This window comes from Caballeronia udeis (assembly GCF_044909315.1).
Classification (GTDB): domain Bacteria; phylum Pseudomonadota; class Gammaproteobacteria; order Burkholderiales; family Burkholderiaceae; genus Caballeronia; species Caballeronia udeis_A.
In genome coordinates, this window is the sequence record NZ_JBIYEB010000015.1 from 24,150 (window position 1) to 39,496 (window position 15,347).

At 61.8% G+C, this 15,347-nt stretch carries 12 protein-coding genes and 1 pseudogene; 7 read left to right on the forward strand and 6 right to left on the reverse strand.

Going from position 1 to position 15,347, the window contains the following annotated elements:
- Positions 1 to 90: 90 nt before the first annotated feature.
- The 3 genes from ABH944_RS23195 to ABH944_RS23205 all read right to left on the reverse strand — a co-directional run bounded on the left by ABH944_RS23195 (position 91) and on the right by ABH944_RS23205 (position 2,967).
- On the reverse strand, positions 91 to 891 hold the full coding sequence (locus ABH944_RS23195; protein ID WP_404609841.1) for an ABC transporter substrate-binding protein: 801 nt from the start codon (positions 889 to 891) through the stop codon (positions 91 to 93).
- A gap of 586 nt (positions 892 to 1,477) precedes the next feature.
- Complete coding sequence (locus ABH944_RS23200; RefSeq protein ID WP_404609814.1) at positions 1,478 to 2,137, reverse strand: ProQ/FinO family protein; 660 nt, start codon at positions 2,135 to 2,137, stop codon at positions 1,478 to 1,480.
- Positions 2,138 to 2,385: 248 nt separating this feature from the next.
- Positions 2,386 to 2,967: a DJ-1/PfpI family protein gene (locus ABH944_RS23205; RefSeq protein WP_404609813.1), complete on the reverse strand. Its 582-nt coding sequence runs from the start codon at positions 2,965 to 2,967 to the stop codon at positions 2,386 to 2,388.
- Between the two features lie 286 nt (positions 2,968 to 3,253).
- On the opposite strand from ABH944_RS23205, the pseudogene mnmC2 reads away from it, so the two are divergent.
- Positions 3,254 to 3,967, forward strand: a pseudogene (mnmC2, locus tag ABH944_RS23210) (tRNA (5-methylaminomethyl-2-thiouridine)(34)-methyltransferase MnmC2); the annotation flags it as partial.
- Positions 3,968 to 4,138: 171 nt separating this feature from the next.
- Here mnmC2 and ABH944_RS23215 read toward each other — a convergent pair.
- Both ABH944_RS23215 and ABH944_RS23220 read right to left on the reverse strand, forming a co-directional pair.
- Positions 4,139 to 5,518 (reverse strand): sigma-54 dependent transcriptional regulator, encoded by a 1,380-nt coding sequence (locus ABH944_RS23215; RefSeq protein WP_404609812.1) that lies wholly within the window; start codon positions 5,516 to 5,518, stop codon positions 4,139 to 4,141.
- A 657-nt stretch (positions 5,519 to 6,175) separates the two neighbouring features.
- A complete protein-coding gene (locus tag ABH944_RS23220) occupies positions 6,176 to 7,147 on the reverse strand; it encodes a LysR substrate-binding domain-containing protein (RefSeq protein ID WP_404609811.1) in 972 nt (323 codons plus the stop codon).
- A gap of 102 nt (positions 7,148 to 7,249) precedes the next feature.
- On the opposite strand from ABH944_RS23220, the gene ABH944_RS23225 reads away from it, so the two are divergent.
- The 6 genes from ABH944_RS23225 to ABH944_RS23250 all read left to right on the forward strand — a co-directional run bounded on the left by ABH944_RS23225 (position 7,250) and on the right by ABH944_RS23250 (position 13,650).
- Positions 7,250 to 8,326 carry an ABC transporter ATP-binding protein gene (locus tag ABH944_RS23225; protein WP_404609840.1) on the forward strand — a complete coding sequence of 359 codons (1,077 nt, stop codon included), beginning with the start codon at positions 7,250 to 7,252 and terminating at the stop codon, positions 8,324 to 8,326.
- Positions 8,327 to 8,394: 68 nt separating this feature from the next.
- Positions 8,395 to 9,105, forward strand: coding sequence for an HAD-IA family hydrolase (locus ABH944_RS23230; RefSeq protein WP_404609810.1), 711 nt, complete (start codon positions 8,395 to 8,397; stop codon positions 9,103 to 9,105).
- Complete coding sequence (locus ABH944_RS23235) at positions 9,102 to 10,433, forward strand: NAD(P)/FAD-dependent oxidoreductase (RefSeq protein ID WP_404609809.1); 1,332 nt, start codon at positions 9,102 to 9,104, stop codon at positions 10,431 to 10,433. The genes ABH944_RS23230 and ABH944_RS23235 overlap by 4 nt, the downstream gene beginning before the upstream one ends.
- Before the next feature lie 62 nt (positions 10,434 to 10,495).
- Positions 10,496 to 11,362 carry an ABC transporter permease gene (locus ABH944_RS23240; RefSeq protein WP_404609808.1) on the forward strand — a complete coding sequence of 289 codons (867 nt, stop codon included), beginning with the start codon at positions 10,496 to 10,498 and terminating at the stop codon, positions 11,360 to 11,362.
- Between the two features lie 23 nt (positions 11,363 to 11,385).
- Positions 11,386 to 12,177, forward strand: coding sequence for an ABC transporter permease (locus ABH944_RS23245; protein WP_404609839.1), 792 nt, complete (start codon positions 11,386 to 11,388; stop codon positions 12,175 to 12,177).
- Between the two features lie 45 nt (positions 12,178 to 12,222).
- Positions 12,223 to 13,650, forward strand: a complete 1,428-nt coding sequence (locus ABH944_RS23250) for an aldehyde dehydrogenase family protein (RefSeq protein WP_404609807.1) — start codon at positions 12,223 to 12,225, stop codon at positions 13,648 to 13,650.
- Here ABH944_RS23250 and ABH944_RS23255 read toward each other — a convergent pair.
- Positions 13,638 to 15,317: a GMC family oxidoreductase gene (locus tag ABH944_RS23255; protein ID WP_404609806.1), complete on the reverse strand. Its 1,680-nt coding sequence runs from the start codon at positions 15,315 to 15,317 to the stop codon at positions 13,638 to 13,640. The two genes, ABH944_RS23250 and ABH944_RS23255, sit on opposite strands and share 13 nt — an antisense overlap.
- Positions 15,318 to 15,347: the final 30 nt, after the last annotated feature.

Consider the following 15,347-nt stretch of genomic DNA (forward strand, 5'->3'; position numbering starts at 1 on the left):
TGGCCGTTCGAACGCGCCGCGTCGCCCGTGACTGGTGGCTGGGGGTGAGGCCGATACGAGCTGCTTATGCGAGTTGCTTATGCGAGTTGCTCAGTTAGACGCGCCGAGTGCTTGTGCGATCTCTTCGCCGGTCGGTTCGGCGACGTTGTAGCGCTTGAGCAGCGCGGCGTACTCGCCGTCCTGCTTCATCGTGTCGAGCGCGCCTTTCACCGCGGCGAGCAACGCGGGATCGCTCTTGGCGACACCGAGGCCGACCACCACCGGAAACAACGGCGTAGTCGACGTGATGGCGAGACGCCCGCTCATCTTGTCGACAGTCATCTTCGCCACCGCCGAGTCCTCGAACTGCGCGTCGACAGCATGAGCCAGCAGCGCTTGGGAGGCTTGCGGCGAGGTTTCGAACTCGCGTACATCGATAGCCGCCAAGCCCTTCGATGCACAGGTATCCTGACTAACCTTCGCCAGTTTAGGGATCCACGAAGCGCCCTTGATCGAACTGACGCGCTTGCCGCACAGGGCCTCGGGTGTCGCGGGCTTGAAACCACTGCCGGTCAGCGCGAGGAGCGAGCCGCCGGTCTTGAAGTAGGGCACGAAATCAATCTGTTTCGCGCGCTCGGGCGTGACATAGAGCGCGGACGCAATGATGTCGATGCGCTTCGCGTTGACCCCGAGGATCAGGTTGGCGAAACGCGTGTCGACGAATTTCGGTTTGAGTTGCAGGTGCGACGCCAGCGAGGTCATGAAATCAGGATCGAGTCCGGCGGGCGTATCGCCGTCCATGAACGCGTACGGCGGATAGGTCAGGTCGGAGCCAATGGTGAGCGTGCCTGCGGCGAGGGTGTGCGGTGCCGGCGTAGCGGCGTCGGCCGTACCCTGCAGGACCAGCAGCATCAAACCAGCGAGCCCGGCAACCAGGGCGCGGCGCGGCGAGAAGGACGGACGATACGCGTGCATGGACGTTCCCTTTCTGTGGAAAGGATCGCTCTCGGCGACCCTAATTGTTGAACAATGTACGTAATGTTGTTCAACAAAATAAGGATGTCAAGGTTTTGCGAAACGTCGGACGGAGGTATCTGCGATGACCCGCGCAGTGCTGGCGAACGCAGAGGATCGTGCGTTCAACACACACTTCGGATTGTTGTGGTTACGACGAAATTGACGAGAACTGCTTGAGGACGTGCCGAGTATCTGGCCGTACGCGGAAGGGGGTGGTCAGGGTATTTGGGTGATCACCGAAGCGAGAACGGACCGGCTTTCCGCTTTACCGGAATCCGCGATGGTGCTGATTCGGTCCGATACCGGCTTGATCGCGGAGAAACGGGGGAACGCAACAATATTGCCTGGCGATGAGGCGATGCTTCTGTTGTCGTGCGGAGCCGGCCGAAGTGTTCGTGCCGTGCAGACCACCAATTGCAGCGCAGAGCGCGCGGGGGAGGCTGCGGAATTGCCGCAAACCTCCTGTCCCAACCCGCTTGTTTTATCCGGCAACCTTCTCCGGATCCGGAGCGGCTGCGGTTTCGGCAACCGCCGCCTTCTCAGGAGCCGCCGCTTTCGACGCGACCCTGGCCACGCGGCCTTCTTCCAGCTTTGTCGCGCGGACGCCGTCTTCAGGAGATACACGGCCGGCTTCCTCACCCGCGAGGTCAACCCGCACCGCACCTTCGACCATGGCTGTCCAGTAGCGGCTGCCGCGGCACCAGATCTTGATCGCGGCGCGCAATTCAGTCTCGCTCAGCGCCAATTCCGTAGCGTGCGAGAGAAGATCTTCGAAAATGCCGATCTTCAGCGGCACCTTGGGCGACGGGTTTTTCGGGAACGCCTTCGGAAACCGTTTTTGCAGCTTCCCGATAGTCAACACCACGGGGTCCACGGGTTTCGACCTGACCGCGGCGGGCGCAGCAGGCCGGGCCACGGGCCGGGGAGGGCGCGGCGGCTTGGCGGCCTGCTTCGAGACTGGCGCGGCCGCGGGCCTGGAGCCGGGCTTGGAGGAAGCAGGCCTGGCGCCGGACTTGGAGACAGCAGGCTTGGAGCCGGGCTTGGAGGCAACAGGCTTCGCCGCGGGCTTCGACTGCGCGCGCTTCTCCTGTTTCTCTTTCTCGAGTTGTTGTTTCAATACAGCGAGCTGTTCAAAGCCCATAGCACATGACCAGGCAAGTAAAACATGGATTCTAGCAGCCCGCCGCGCCCGGCGTTCTGCAGCCTCGGGCGGGCGGGATAACCATCAGTCAATTGCGGCACTTGCCGACGCCGGCAATCGTTCGAAAACAGCTGCCGGACGCTGATGGACAACCGGGCGGAGCACGAAGGCATCCGCTTTCCGGGAACGCTCTGAAAGCCCTCCAAACGAGCCCTGGAAGCATCAACCGCCGCATCCTCCGCATTCATTCAAAGCGAAATTTCGGTTCCAAGCCGTGCAAGGAACTGACCCAGCCATTGCGGATGAGCGGGCCACGCGGGGGCTGTGACGAAATTGCCGTCAGTGACCACGCTGTCCACTTCAATTTCCGCATAGTCGGCGCCGGCCAACCGGACTTCCGGGGCACAAGCGGGATAGGCGGAGATCCGCTTGCCGCGAATCACGTCGGCTGCCGCCAGCAACTGCGCACCGTGACAGACTGCGGCAATCGGTTTTTCGGCGGCTGCGAACTGCCGTACGATTTCGATCACCCGCTTGTTCAGCCGCAGGTATTCCGGCGCACGGCCGCCGGCGATCATCAACGCGTCGTAACCGGCGACATCGACGTCATCGAAATTCGCGTTCAGCGCAAACAGATGCCCCGGCTTTTCAGTGTAGGTCTGGTCACCCTCGAAGTCGTGGATCGCGGTCTTGATCTTGTCTCCGCTCTTCTTTCCAGGGCACACGGCATGCACCGTATGGCCGACCATTTGAAGCGCCTGGAAAGGCACCATGGTTTCATAGTCTTCCGCGAAGTCGCCGGTCAGAAATAGGATCTTCTTGGCTGCCATGCTGTTCTCCTGTCAAAGAAAATCACGCGCTAATGTGGCCCGGCCAAACCGGGACCATTCGATTTATCTTAGCGTGTCTTCATGGCAGAACGAGGATACTTTGCCGCGTGCCGGATAAATCGTGTTTGAGCACTGCGACAGGGCGACGCTTTTCTTCAGCGCATTTTTCGCCGGAGACAGGCCGTTTTTGCTAACGTGCTGAACCTTCACCGGACCGCGCGACCACGACGCGGCCGTGGCCCGTCAACATGGTTGCCCGCAGTCCCCTCCCTGACATCCGACCCGCATGACCGATCTGCTGATTCCCGCCACGCTTGCTTTCCGCCCCAATGGGTCGCCGTATTCGCCCGAATACGGCGATATCTATCACAGCATCGTGGGCAGTCTTGCCCAGTCGCACCATGTATTTTTGCAGGGCAACGGTTTGCCCGGACGATGGCAGGGACGTCCAACATTTACCGTGCTCGAAACCGGTTTTGGCATGGGCATCAATTTCCTGACGACATGGGCCGCATGGCGCGCCGATCCCGCGCGCAGCGAACGGCTGCATTTTGTGTCGATCGAAAAGCACCCGTTTTCGACGGACGATCTGCGGCGTGCCTACGCGGTGACCGTTGACGACGAATCGGTTCTTGCGCTGGCCGACACGCTCGCTGCTGCGTGGCCGCCGCTGGAACCCGGTACGCACCAGTTGGATTTCGACGATGGCCGCGTCACCCTGACGCTTATATTCGGCGACGCGGTGAAGATATTGCCCACACTGCGCTTGCGCGCCAACGCGTTCTATCTGGACGGTTTTGCGCCCGCGAAAAATCCTGAACTCTGGACGCCCACGATCTTCAATTCGCTCGCCGCGCTGGCCGGTGACGACACCACGTTCTCCACCTACACCAGTGCCGGTGATGTGAAACGCGCGCTGCTGCAAGCGGGGTTTGAATATCGGAAGGTAGCGGGTTTCGGCTGGAAACGCGCGATGCTCGTGGGCCGCTTTGTCCCGCGCCAGGAGCGCGAAGGTGCGGGTGGAAAGCCGTAGAACGCGTGCACATTGCGGGTGGGAATCGCGTTGCGCACGGTTTCGTCCAGCGCCGAGACGGGTGCCGTACTGAGCCACCAGCCGACCGTGGGCATCTCTCCCCGCAGCGCCACAGGATACCGTTGCCGCAGGCAGGAACTAGTCCAGGCCGAGACCCGACGGCGTTTCCGCATCGCGCATGTTGTAGGCGGACAAGATCCGGTACAGCGTGACACGGGACACGCCGAGTTCGCGTGCCGCGTCGCCCACGCGTCCGCGATTCCTCAGTAGGGCCATTTCGATAGCCTGCCGTTCTCCCACCTCGCGTGCCTGCGCAAGCGACATGGGCACGCACTCCGCAAACTCGCCGAGTTCGAGATCATTCGCGCCGATCAACCGGCCTTCGGCCATCACGATCGCGCGCCGCACGCGGTTGATCAGCTCTCGCACATTACCGGGCCAGCCATAGTTATGAATCGCGGCGATAGCGTCAGGGGCGAAACCGCGCAGACGCCGGCTGGCGTCTTTCTCGAATCGATCCAGCATGTGCCGGGCCAGTAATTCAATGTCCTTGCCGCGTGCCCGCAGCGGCGGCTCTTCGATCTGCAGCACGCACAACCGGTGATAAAGGTCAGAGCGGAACCGGCCTTCAACCATGGCCGTCTGCATGTCGACGTGCGTAGCCGAGACAATGCGCACATCAACGGGTGTGGACTCATGGCCGCCCAAGCGCTCGATCTTGCGCTCCTGGAGAAAGCGCAGCAGGCTTGCCTGGCTCTCGAGCGGCAGGTCGCCGATTTCATCGAGGAACAGCGTACCGCCGTTCGCCGCTTCCACACGCCCGATCTTGCGTTGGTTCGCGCCGGTGAACGCGCCGCGTTCATAACCGAATAACTCGGACTGCAAAAGATGCGCGGGAATAGCCCCGCAATTGATTGCGACAAACGGTTCGTTGCGCCGCACCGAGCGCGCGTGAATGGCTACCGCGGTCAGCTCCTTGCCCGTGCCCGATTCACCCGAGATAAACACGGGCGCGTCGGTCATGGCCACTTTGCGGATCGCGCGGAAGAGCGCGAGCATGGCGTCGCATGAACCGATCATGTCGCCTTCGGCGTTGCTGTCGTTCTTGGCGTCGACGGCGTCGCGTGACCCTGCGTCGTGCAGGGCCGCGATGCCATAAGCATGGCCAAGCGCATTCAGAATACGCTCGCCCGATGCGGGGAGCGTTACATAATCAAAGCAAAAATCCCGGACGAGACGCCGGATAGTCGAATCTTCAAGTTGCGCCGGCGACAAGAGCGCCAACCAGCCCACGGTCTTTACCGATAGCCAGGTTTCGGCCAGCCGCAGATTGGCCAGAACGTTTCGCGCCGAGAAATCGAGTAAACCGCCACTAGGTTTCGATGAAAAATTCCCTGGCTCCCGGTCCAGTTCCAGAGATTTGACTGTCCAGCCACGCGTATCCAGGAGCGAGCGAAGTTCGAGCGTCAAAGGATCGCCTACGTAAAACAGATGCCTGGGAAGTGGAGAAGCAGCCATGAAAGTCATACCGGTTAGTTATAGCGAACACCGCTATCAGCACGCTGCGGGGTCAGCACATTTTGGACACGTCGCGAAAATTGCAGTTGTCGCCCTCACGAAAACTGCACACGCTTTAAGTTATATCGACTCAATAAGCGCAAACTTGAAGGAATCGAAGGTTGATCGGCTGTCTCTTGGTCATGCCACAAAGCCCCGTTTAAGCGCCATTCAAGCCCCGGAAAGCCCGTTAAGCCTTGTTCGAAGTTCGCGTTCCGTCTTCGGGCGAGCATCACTTAAGCGCCAAGTAAGCGCCAAGTGACAGCGGTCTTGTCCTAACCGGCCAAGCATTGTTCACCGCAATACGCTTTTATAGCCCTTATTAGCATATGTTATCTGCGCGCATGCCCGGTTTGTTCGCTTTTTGGTACTGTTACTAATTATTTCACGTAATTTGACGTTCACCCATTGCGGGTATGTACCGGGTTCAATTGTTATGGGAAAGCAACACGTCCGGCGAGTTTGAATCAGGCGTCGGTTAGCGAGCTTCGTGATCCATGACAGACGCAAATACTGGTCCCGCCTAAAAATAGCGCCAGTCCGATTATTTGTATGAAGATTAAAACCCGGGTGGAGGGAGCCCAGGCTCATATCAGGTCTATCAAGTGATCCCCAGCATCACCCCAGCACCAGCCCTGCGCCTTTGAGCGCGTCGCGAATGCCAAGAGCCGGATAAGCCTGGTCGACGGTGCGCATGTCGACACGCGTCTCCTCGACAATCCAGTCGCGGATGGCCTCGACCACCGGACGCATCGGCCGGTTTTCCGGCGATACCAGACAACACCGCCTGCTGGTCACGAGCAACTCCTGCTCGGCCGGCAGCAACGCGCCTTCCGCCAGCCAGTGCGATACGACGTTGAGCCAGCCAAGCGCGATCCCTTGCCCGAGCAACGCGGCCTGCACGACGATGGCATAGTCGTTGAAGCTCAGCATGTTGGCTGCACGCCGCTGATGCTGGCCAAACGCGCTGAAGCGGTCATGCCAGCCACGCTCGCCGTCATCCATCACGATGATGGTGTCTCCATGCGCGGAGGCCTCGTCCAGCAGCGCCTGTTCGTGATACCGGCGGTTGCACACTGGCAGCAGCACTTCAGGCATCACAAGGACGCTGTTCGCGCCTATCTCGTCCTGCGTCATGAAACGCATGCCAAGATCGACGTCGACAAGGGGCCCGCCAATGCGCCCCGAAATCAGTTGAAAGCGCAGGTCGACGGAAGGGAATGCCTGATTGAGCCGGTTCATGCGTGGCATCAGCCAGTGTGTGGTGAAAGCAGTGGACACCGATAACGTCACCGACTCCACACCCGTTGCGCGCGCCTCGATCTCGCGGATCGCGCCTTCAATCCCGCTGAAGCCCTCCGAGATTTTCCGGTAAAGGATCCGGCCGTTCTCGGTCAGTTCGATACCGCCTCGCACGCGCTCGAACAAACGCACGCCCAGATGGTCTTCCATGCGCGCCAGCATCCGGCTGACGGCTGGCTGGCTTACGTAAAGCTCCTGCGCCGCGCGGGTAAAGTTACCGCAGCGCGCGGCGGCTTCAAAGACGAACAGTGCGTTCGCACTCGGCAGTTTCTTGCGTAGATTAGGCATGACCTCATGTTATGCCTGATCCAACAATTCGGGAATTGCGGCCAAAAACATCGCACCGTATATTTTGATCAACCGAAGACTTACATGGCGAGAAAACAGGGTATGGATGCAAGGGCGAAAGCAGGTGTATCGATCCGGTCAGCCACGAAGCGCTACGGCTCCGTGGTCGCCCTGGACGACGTGTCGCTTGATATTGCGCCCGGCGAATTTGTCTCGTTGCTGGGGCCTTCGGGCTCGGGCAAGACCACGCTGCTCGGCATTCTGGGCGGCTTCGTGCAGCCGACCTCCGGCGCGGTGTGGGTGGGCGAGCGGGATATTACATACGCGCCGCCGCACAAGCGCGACATCGGCATCGTGTTCCAGAACTACGCGCTGTTCCCGCATATGACGGTCGGCGAGAACGTTGCGTTCCCGTTGCGTGCCCGGCGTCAGCCGAAAGCCGGCTGGGCTCGCAAGGTGTCGGATGCGCTCGCGATGGTCGAGTTGGGTGGCTATGAAAGCCGCGGCGTGGCCCAGCTGTCGGGCGGCCAGCGTCAGCGCGTGGCGCTGGCTCGGGCAATGGTATTCGAGCCGCAACTGATCCTGATGGACGAACCGCTTTCGGCGCTCGACAAGCAGTTGCGCGAGACCATGCAGATCGAATTGCGCCGCCTGCACAGGAAGCTGGAAGCGACGATTGTCTACGTGACCCACGACCAGCGTGAGGCGCTCACCATGAGCGACCGCGTGGCCGTGCTGCGTAATGGCCGGCTGGTCCAGATCGATACGCCGGAGCGCCTTTACGACCGCCCGTGCGATGCGTTCGTGGCGAGTTTCATTGGCGAGGCGACGCTGCTCGACGTGACCCGTGCCGGCGATGACGCCGTGAAGCTCGGCAACATTGTCCTGCGAACTGCCTACCCGCTGCCGGCCGGCGACAAGCTTTTGCTGGCCGTGCAGACCGAAAAGCTGGTGATTGACGGCGGGTATGAAAGGCCCGGCGTGAACCGGCTGGTGTGCCGTGTCAGCGAAGTGCTGTATCAGGGCGAGAGCCTGCGGGTGCTCGCCACGCTTGCCGACGGCACGCCGATCAGCCTCAGGCAGCCCGGCAGCCACGACGCGCGACAACGCATTCCCGCGCCCGGGACCGAGATGACAGTCCTGCTCGACCCGCAGGACACCATCGTCGTACCGGCCTGAATTTTTACACGCCGTGAAGACAGGCATCAAAGCCTGGATCTCAATCAAACTATAGAGGATTACGAATCATGAAGCTGAAGGATTTCAAGGTACTGACGTTCGACGTGGTCGGCACGCTCATCGACTTCGAGCGCGGTGTGCTGGCCTCGGTGCGCCGCCTGGGTGGCGCGGCGGCCAGGGAGCTCACGGACGACCAGATCTTCGAGCCCTACATGCGCGGCCGTGCGGCGTTTCCGGGCCGCTCGAGCAAGGCGATGGCAAGCGTCTATCAGTCGCTCGCCAACGAACTCGGCCTGCCCGCGGATGACGAGACCGCTGCCGCGTTCCAGCGCGACGTGCTTGACTGGCCCGCGTTTGAAGACTCGGTGGCGGCGCTCAAGCGGCTGCGCAAGCACTATCGCCTGGTTGCCATGACCAATGCGGACCGCGTGGCGTTATCGGCCTATGCTCACACGCTGGACGATCCGTTCGACGACACCGTATGTGCCGATGAAACCGGGGTAGCCAAGCCGGACCCGCAATTCTTTGCTTATAACCGGGGCCGTCAGGCAGCGTTCGGCTATAAGTTCAGCGAGATCCTGCACACGGCGCAAAGCCAGTACCACGACATTGGTGTTGCGACCGAGCTGGGTTATGCGACTTGCTGGATCGAACGTCGTCAAGGCATGAAGGGCTTCGGCGCAACCCCGACGCCAGGCGCGGTCACCACGCCCACGTTCAATTTCCCGACCCTGGCCGCGCTTGCCGATGCCGTGGAAGCCGAAGCACGCGCAGCATGAAGCAAACGCTGACCCGGCCGGGCGCGCCCTCCTTATGGATCGACATGGCGGGTGCTGCGCCGCAAGCGGACGCGCCCGTCAGCACGGGTGCGCCGCTCGAGCGCGATCTCTCGGTGGAGGTGGCCGTGATCGGCGCGGGCTACTCGGGCTTGTCGGCGGCGTATGCATTGCAAAAGCGCGGCGTGCAAACGGTGGTGCTCGATGCCAATCCGGTCGGCTGGGGGGCGAGCGGTCGTAATGGCGGCGTGGTGTCGTCGAAATTTCGTTTGTCGTTCCCCGCAATCGAGCGCCTGCACGGGCTTGAAACCGCGAAGACCATGCATCGCCTCGCCCACGACGGCGTGCGCGTGGTTGAACAGTTCATCGATGAATTCAAGCTTGACCGCGCCCGTTTCGAACACACCGGCAGCCTGCGCTGTGCACACACCGAACGCGCATTCACCTCCATTCGCGCCGAGGCGGAGTGGGTGAAGCAAAAACTCGGCGACACCACGATGACGGTTCAATCGCGCGCCGAGGTCGAGCATGAAACGGGATCGAAGGCGTTTGTCGGCGGCGTGCTGAGCTCGGACGCGGGCACGATCCTGCCGCTTGAATACGTGCGCGGACTCGCCGCCGGCCTGACGCGGCGCAAGGTGGATATCTATGAATCGACGCCCGTGCTTGAGATGATCCGCTCAGACGGCAGCGGCGGCGTGACCTTGCGCACGCCCAACGGCACAGTCCGCGCGAAGCAGGTGATTGTCGGGACCAATGCGTATTCGAACCTGACGCCTGCAACCGCGGCTTATCAACGCGAACTGGTGCCGTTTCGCAGCGCGATGATCGCGACGGAACGCTTGCCTGCCGGACTCGATGACCGCCTGATGGTCGAGCGTCGCAGCTATGCCGAAACGCGGCGCATGATGAAGTGGTTTCGCAAGGTCGATGGCCGCATGCTGTTCGGCGGTCGCGACGCATTTGGCAAGGAAGGGCAGACGGCCGGCTTCGACGCGCTGGAGCGTGCGATGGTCGAGTTGTTTCCAGACCTGGCCGGCGTGCGGGTGGAGTACCAATGGTCGGGGTATGTCGGCATGACGTTCAACTCGCTGCCGCATGTGGGCCGCAGTGACGGCGACACCACTTTTTGTCTCGGGTATAACGGGGCGGGGGTCGCGATGGCCAGTTTGCTTGGGCAGCATGCCGCGGCTCTCGCCCTTGGGGAGAAACCGGAGCTCTCGCTGCTGGCGGCGCCCGGCTTGAACCCGGTGCCCTTCCATTCGCTGCGTGCGCCGGGCGTTCGCCTGGTGGCGGGGTGGTATCAATTCCTCGATGCCTTGGGTGTGTAATGAGGTGTGTGAGGAGGGGCATGATGCGAAGCGCTACCCGGACCTTTCAAGGACAGACTGCAATGCACGCAACACCGGCCGGGCCTTCCATTCTTTATCAGCGCCGCGAAGACCGCGCGATGCTGCTGCTGATGACGCCGGCGCTGCTGGTGATCGTATTGCTGCTGGTCGTGCCGCTTGCATGGCTCTCGTGGCAGTCCATCTGGAATCACGGTTTCACGTTCGAGAACTACCGGCGCATGTTCACGGGCGTGTACCTCGACACGTTCCTGCTCACCTTCAAACTTAGCGTGATCGTAACGGCCGTCACCTTGTTGCTCGGTTATCCGGTGGCGTACCTGGCGGCGTCCGTGCCGCCGAAGTTCAGCGCGCTGATACTCGGCATGGTCATCCTGCCGTTCTGGACCAGCGTGCTGGTACGCACTTACGCCTGGCTCGTCTTGCTGCAGCGCACCGGTGTAGTCAACAAGGCGCTGATGGCGAGCGGGGTCATCGACCATCCATTGCAACTCGCCTATAACCAGTTCGGCACCGTGGTCGCGATGGTGCATATCCTGTTGCCGTTCATGGTGCTGCCGCTCTATTCGGCCATGCAGAAAATTCCGCAGAACCTCTCGCAAGCCGGCGCAAGTCTTGGCGGCTCGCCGCTGCATGTCTTTGCGCGCGTGTTCCTGCCGTTATCGATGAGCGGAGTGGTGGCAGGCGTCACGCTCGTCTTCATCTTGTGTCTCGGCTTCTACATTACGCCGGAGCTGATGGGCGGCGGCAAGTCGGTCATGGTGTCCATGGTCGTGAGCCGCAACGTGGAAATCTACAATAGCTGGGGGGCGGCGAGTGCGGTCAGTGTCGTGTTGCTGGTCTGTGTATTCGCGATCTTCTATGCGGCGAGCCGCGTGGCTCCGCTCGAAAAAACCCTGGGGGCGAAATGAGCGGAATGACCCACATGAATGACATGAAAGCCCTCTCGTTCGGCCGTATCGTCCTCGCCTTCGGCGTGCTGCTGATCCTCGTGTTCCTGATGGTGCCGATCCTGATCGTCGTGCCGCTGTCGTTCTCCGACACGCGTTTCATGACCTTCCCGCCACCCGGCTACTCCTTGCGCTGGTATCACGCGTTCTTCAGCAATCCGGCCTGGATCGATGCGGCGCGGACCACGCTGATTGCATCGACCAGTGCCGCCCTGATTGCCACGCCGCTCGGCGTGGCCGCCGCTTATGCGATCCAGAACGGCACGCACCGCAGCATGCGTTATCTGCGCACCGTGCTCATGCTGCCGCTGATGGTGCCTATCATCATTGTCGCGGTGGGCGTGTTTTTCGTGTATTCGCAGATGGGATACGTGAATACCGTTGGTGGTTTGATTGTTGCCGACACCATGCTCGGCTTGCCTTACGTGCTGATCTCCGTGGGCGCCGACCTGCGTACCTTCGATCCTACCCAGGAGATGGTCGCGCGCAGTCTCGGCATGAACCGCTTTCGGAGCTTCATGACGGTCACGCTGCCGCAGATCAAGTCGAGCGTGATCTCCGGCGCGGTGTTTGTATTCATCCAGGCGCTGGATGAAACGGTGGTCGCGCTGTTTGTCTCCGGTGGCCCGAACCAGACCCTCACGCGCCGCATGTTCGTCACGCTGCGCGACGAGATCGATCCGACCATTGCCGCGATCAGCACCATGCTGACCGCCCTGACGCTGTGCCTTGTGATGATCGTGGTGGTGAGCCGAAAATCATCGGCACGCGCCTGAACCATGCTTGATCCATACCTAACCGCTACCTGACGGATACCAGCAATGAGCCATGAACTACAGTTCTACATAGGCGGCGAATGGGTCTCGCCGACGGGCCACGCGCGACTGCCAGTGATCGATCCTTCAACCGAAGAAACCTTCGCCGAGATCGCGATGGGCACCCCCGTTGATGTCGACCGCGCAGTCGTCTCGGCGCGCCGCGCGTTCGCGTCGTTTTCGTTGACCATGCCCGACGAACGGCTTGCACTGATCCGCAAGATACTGGAAGCGTACGGTGAACGTTATGACGAGATGGCGCAGCTCATCTCGCGTGAAATGGGCGCACCGCGTGCGTTGGCACACGGTTGGCAAGCCGGACTCGGCACGCGGCATCTGAAGGAACTGATTCGAACCTGCGAGGCGTTCACCTGGCAAAGAAACAAAGGCACGACGCTCATTACACACGAGCCTATTGGCGTGGTCGCATTGATCACGCCATGGAACTGGCCGATGAACCAGATCGTCTGCAAGGTCGCACCGGCCATTGCTGCGGGCTGCACGATGGTGCTCAAGCCTAGCGAAGTGTCGCCGTTAAACGCGCTTCTGTTCGCCGAGATACTCGACGCGGCCGGTGTGCCACCGGGCGTTTTCAATCTCGTGAACGGCGACGGTCCGACAGTCGGTGCGGCGTTGTGCAGTCATCCCGACGTGGACATGGTGTCGTTCACCGGATCGACGCGCGCGGGTATCCAGATCGCCGCGCTGGCCGCACCGACGGTCAAGCGCGTGCATCAGGAACTGGGTGGCAAATCGGCGAACCTGATTCTCGATGACGCCGATCTCGACGCCGCTGTGACTGCGGGCGTGAATGCCTGCTTTGGCAATAGCGGCCAGTCGTGCAACGCGCCCACGCGTATGTTCGTGCCGGCGGCCCGTCATGAAGAAGCAATAGCGGTCGCGCGCCGCGCAGCCGAAGCGCATGTAGTCGGTCCCGCCGACACACCCGGCACAACGCTGGGACCCGTGGTCAGCGAGTTGCAGTTCGAGCGTATCCAGCGGTTGATTCAAACCGGAGTGGACGAGGGCGCGCGCGTGGTGACCGGCGGAACCGGCCGGCCTGAAGGATTGACGCGCGGCTACTTCGTCCGCCCTACGGTATTCGCCGGTGTGACGCCGGACATGACCATCGCACGCGATGAAATCTTCGGTCCGGTGCTTGCTATCCTGCCGTATCGCGATGAGGAGGAGGCCATTGCCATGGCAAACGACAGCGTGTTCGGCCTGGCGGCGTATGTGCAATCCGGGGATCTCGAACACGCCCGGCGCGTCGCGTTCCGCTTGCGCGCGGGCAGTGTCCATCTCAACTATCCCGCGTGGGATGCAGGGGCACCGTTCGGGGGCTACAAACAATCGGGTAACGGCCGTGAGTATGGCGAATGGGGCCTCGAGGCGTTTCTCGAGGTCAAGGGCATTGTGGGTTACGGCGCCTGACGCGCTTCCGAGCGGATCATGTCGGCAATCCGCTCGGCGATCATGATGGTCGGTACGTTAGTGTTCGCGCACGGAATGGAGGGCATCAGCGACGCATCGCAAACACGCAGGTTCTGCACACCATAAACGGCGCCCGATGCGTCCGTGACGGCCGCCGGATCATCGGCGGCGCCCATCCTGCATGTTCCCGAGGGGTGCCATGTGCCACCAACCGAACGCGTGACGAACTGCGTCATGGCGTGGTCGTCGGCGAGCAGCCCGGCGATGGAAACACCTTCAGTTACCAGCCGGTGAATCAGGTCTTTTCGCCATGGCCCGGCCCAATCCAGCAGCGCGCTCAATGCACCGCGCTGAATCGCGTTGGTGGCTCCCGGCACTGCGACCTTCGCGACTCGAGGTGAATAACTCGACGGGAAGATTGCGCTCTGGTGCGCTGCCATCGAAGGGTCCGCCAACGTCTCGGCACCGAAGCGAACGGCGAGCTTCAGGCGGTCGAGGTCGCGTGGATCGGAGAGCATGTTGAACTCGACAGCAGGCTCATCGAGCGGGTTCGCCGATGTCAGCGTAACGCGGCCGCGCGAGTACGATTTGTTGACCCAGAAAAAGATCGTCCCCAGCCGATAACCAATGGAATGCCAGCCTGAACGCGACAGGATCGCGCCGTGCATGTCGCCCCTGACTGTTCCCGGGAGTCCCGACGAAAAGCGCACGATCGCCTGCTCGTGGTGTTCATCGGGGAAGGGCGTACGGGCGGACTTGGGCAGGAAGGCCGACACGGCGATAGACGGATGCTCCATCAGGTTGCCGCCAACCCCGGGTCGATCCGCAACCTGGGGAATGTGCAGTGCAGCGAGGCTATCTGCTGGACCAATGCCACTGCGCAGCAGGATCGCCGGGCTATGGATCGCGCCCGCGCACACGATCACCTGGGCGGTTTGCACGGTCTCGCCTGAACCGAGTAGTGCTCCGATTGCGCGAGTGCCGTCGAACAGTACGCGGTCTACAGTCTCGCCGGTCCTGATTGTCAGGTTAGGCCGCTGGCGCACGGCGTCGGTAAGATAACAGATGGAGGTCGGAATGCGTTCACCCGCCGCGCTGACTGCAATCGCGCCAACGAAGGTTCCGTCTTGCCACGGGCCGTTCTGATCATCGAGCAGAGGATGGCCGCGCGTGTCCAGGGTCGCCAGTACGGCGCGCACGAACGGCGAGATACGCGGCCACTCGGTGCGTTTGATGCGCAGGGGACCGGTCCCACCGTGTAATTCGCCGCTGAAGTCCACATCCGTTTCGAGCTTGCGAAAGTAGGGCAGACACGTGGCCCAGTTCCAGCCGTGCGCGCCGAGCGTGTCCCATTCGTCGTAGTCGGCCGGAGCGCCGCGATTGGCCATCAGCGCGTTGATGGCCGAGCCGCCGCCGAGGATGCGGGCCTGCTCGTAGCGGCGCGGTTGCGCGGTGCCGCTCATTCTCGCGGTAAGGCGTTGCCAGATGTTGCCGGCGTCGAGATACGCGCGGCCTGGGTAGCGGCTGCGAACGGCGGCGGGCATGCTGGCTGCTGAAATAGGACGGCCGGCTTCGATCAGGCAAACGGTCTTGCCAGCGTCTTCGGACAGGCGTGTGGCCAGCACGCATCCCGCTGAGCCACCGCCGAGAATGAGGTAATCGACCACGTTTTTTCGTTCGCACTCGGGGTTTGGTTT

Coding starts and splice junctions, on each gene's coding strand:
- ABH944_RS23195 (WP_404609841.1), bottom strand. CDS start 891: ATGCTGCTGGTCCTGCAGGGTACGGCCGACGCCGCTACGCCGGCACCG.
- ABH944_RS23200 (WP_404609814.1), bottom strand. CDS start 2,137: ATGGGCTTTGAACAGCTCGCTGTATTGAAACAACAACTCGAGAAAGAG.
- ABH944_RS23205 (WP_404609813.1), bottom strand. CDS start 2,967: ATGGCAGCCAAGAAGATCCTATTTCTGACCGGCGACTTCGCGGAAGAC.
- ABH944_RS23215 (WP_404609812.1), bottom strand. CDS start 5,518: ATGGCTGCTTCTCCACTTCCCAGGCATCTGTTTTACGTAGGCGATCCT.
- ABH944_RS23220 (WP_404609811.1), bottom strand. CDS start 7,147: ATGCCTAATCTACGCAAGAAACTGCCGAGTGCGAACGCACTGTTCGTC.
- ABH944_RS23225 (WP_404609840.1), top strand. CDS start 7,250: ATGGATGCAAGGGCGAAAGCAGGTGTATCGATCCGGTCAGCCACGAAG.
- ABH944_RS23230 (WP_404609810.1), top strand. CDS start 8,395: ATGAAGCTGAAGGATTTCAAGGTACTGACGTTCGACGTGGTCGGCACG.
- ABH944_RS23235 (WP_404609809.1), top strand. CDS start 9,102: ATGAAGCAAACGCTGACCCGGCCGGGCGCGCCCTCCTTATGGATCGAC.
- ABH944_RS23240 (WP_404609808.1), top strand. CDS start 10,496: ATGCACGCAACACCGGCCGGGCCTTCCATTCTTTATCAGCGCCGCGAA.
- ABH944_RS23245 (WP_404609839.1), top strand. CDS start 11,386: ATGAAAGCCCTCTCGTTCGGCCGTATCGTCCTCGCCTTCGGCGTGCTG.
- ABH944_RS23250 (WP_404609807.1), top strand. CDS start 12,223: ATGAGCCATGAACTACAGTTCTACATAGGCGGCGAATGGGTCTCGCCG.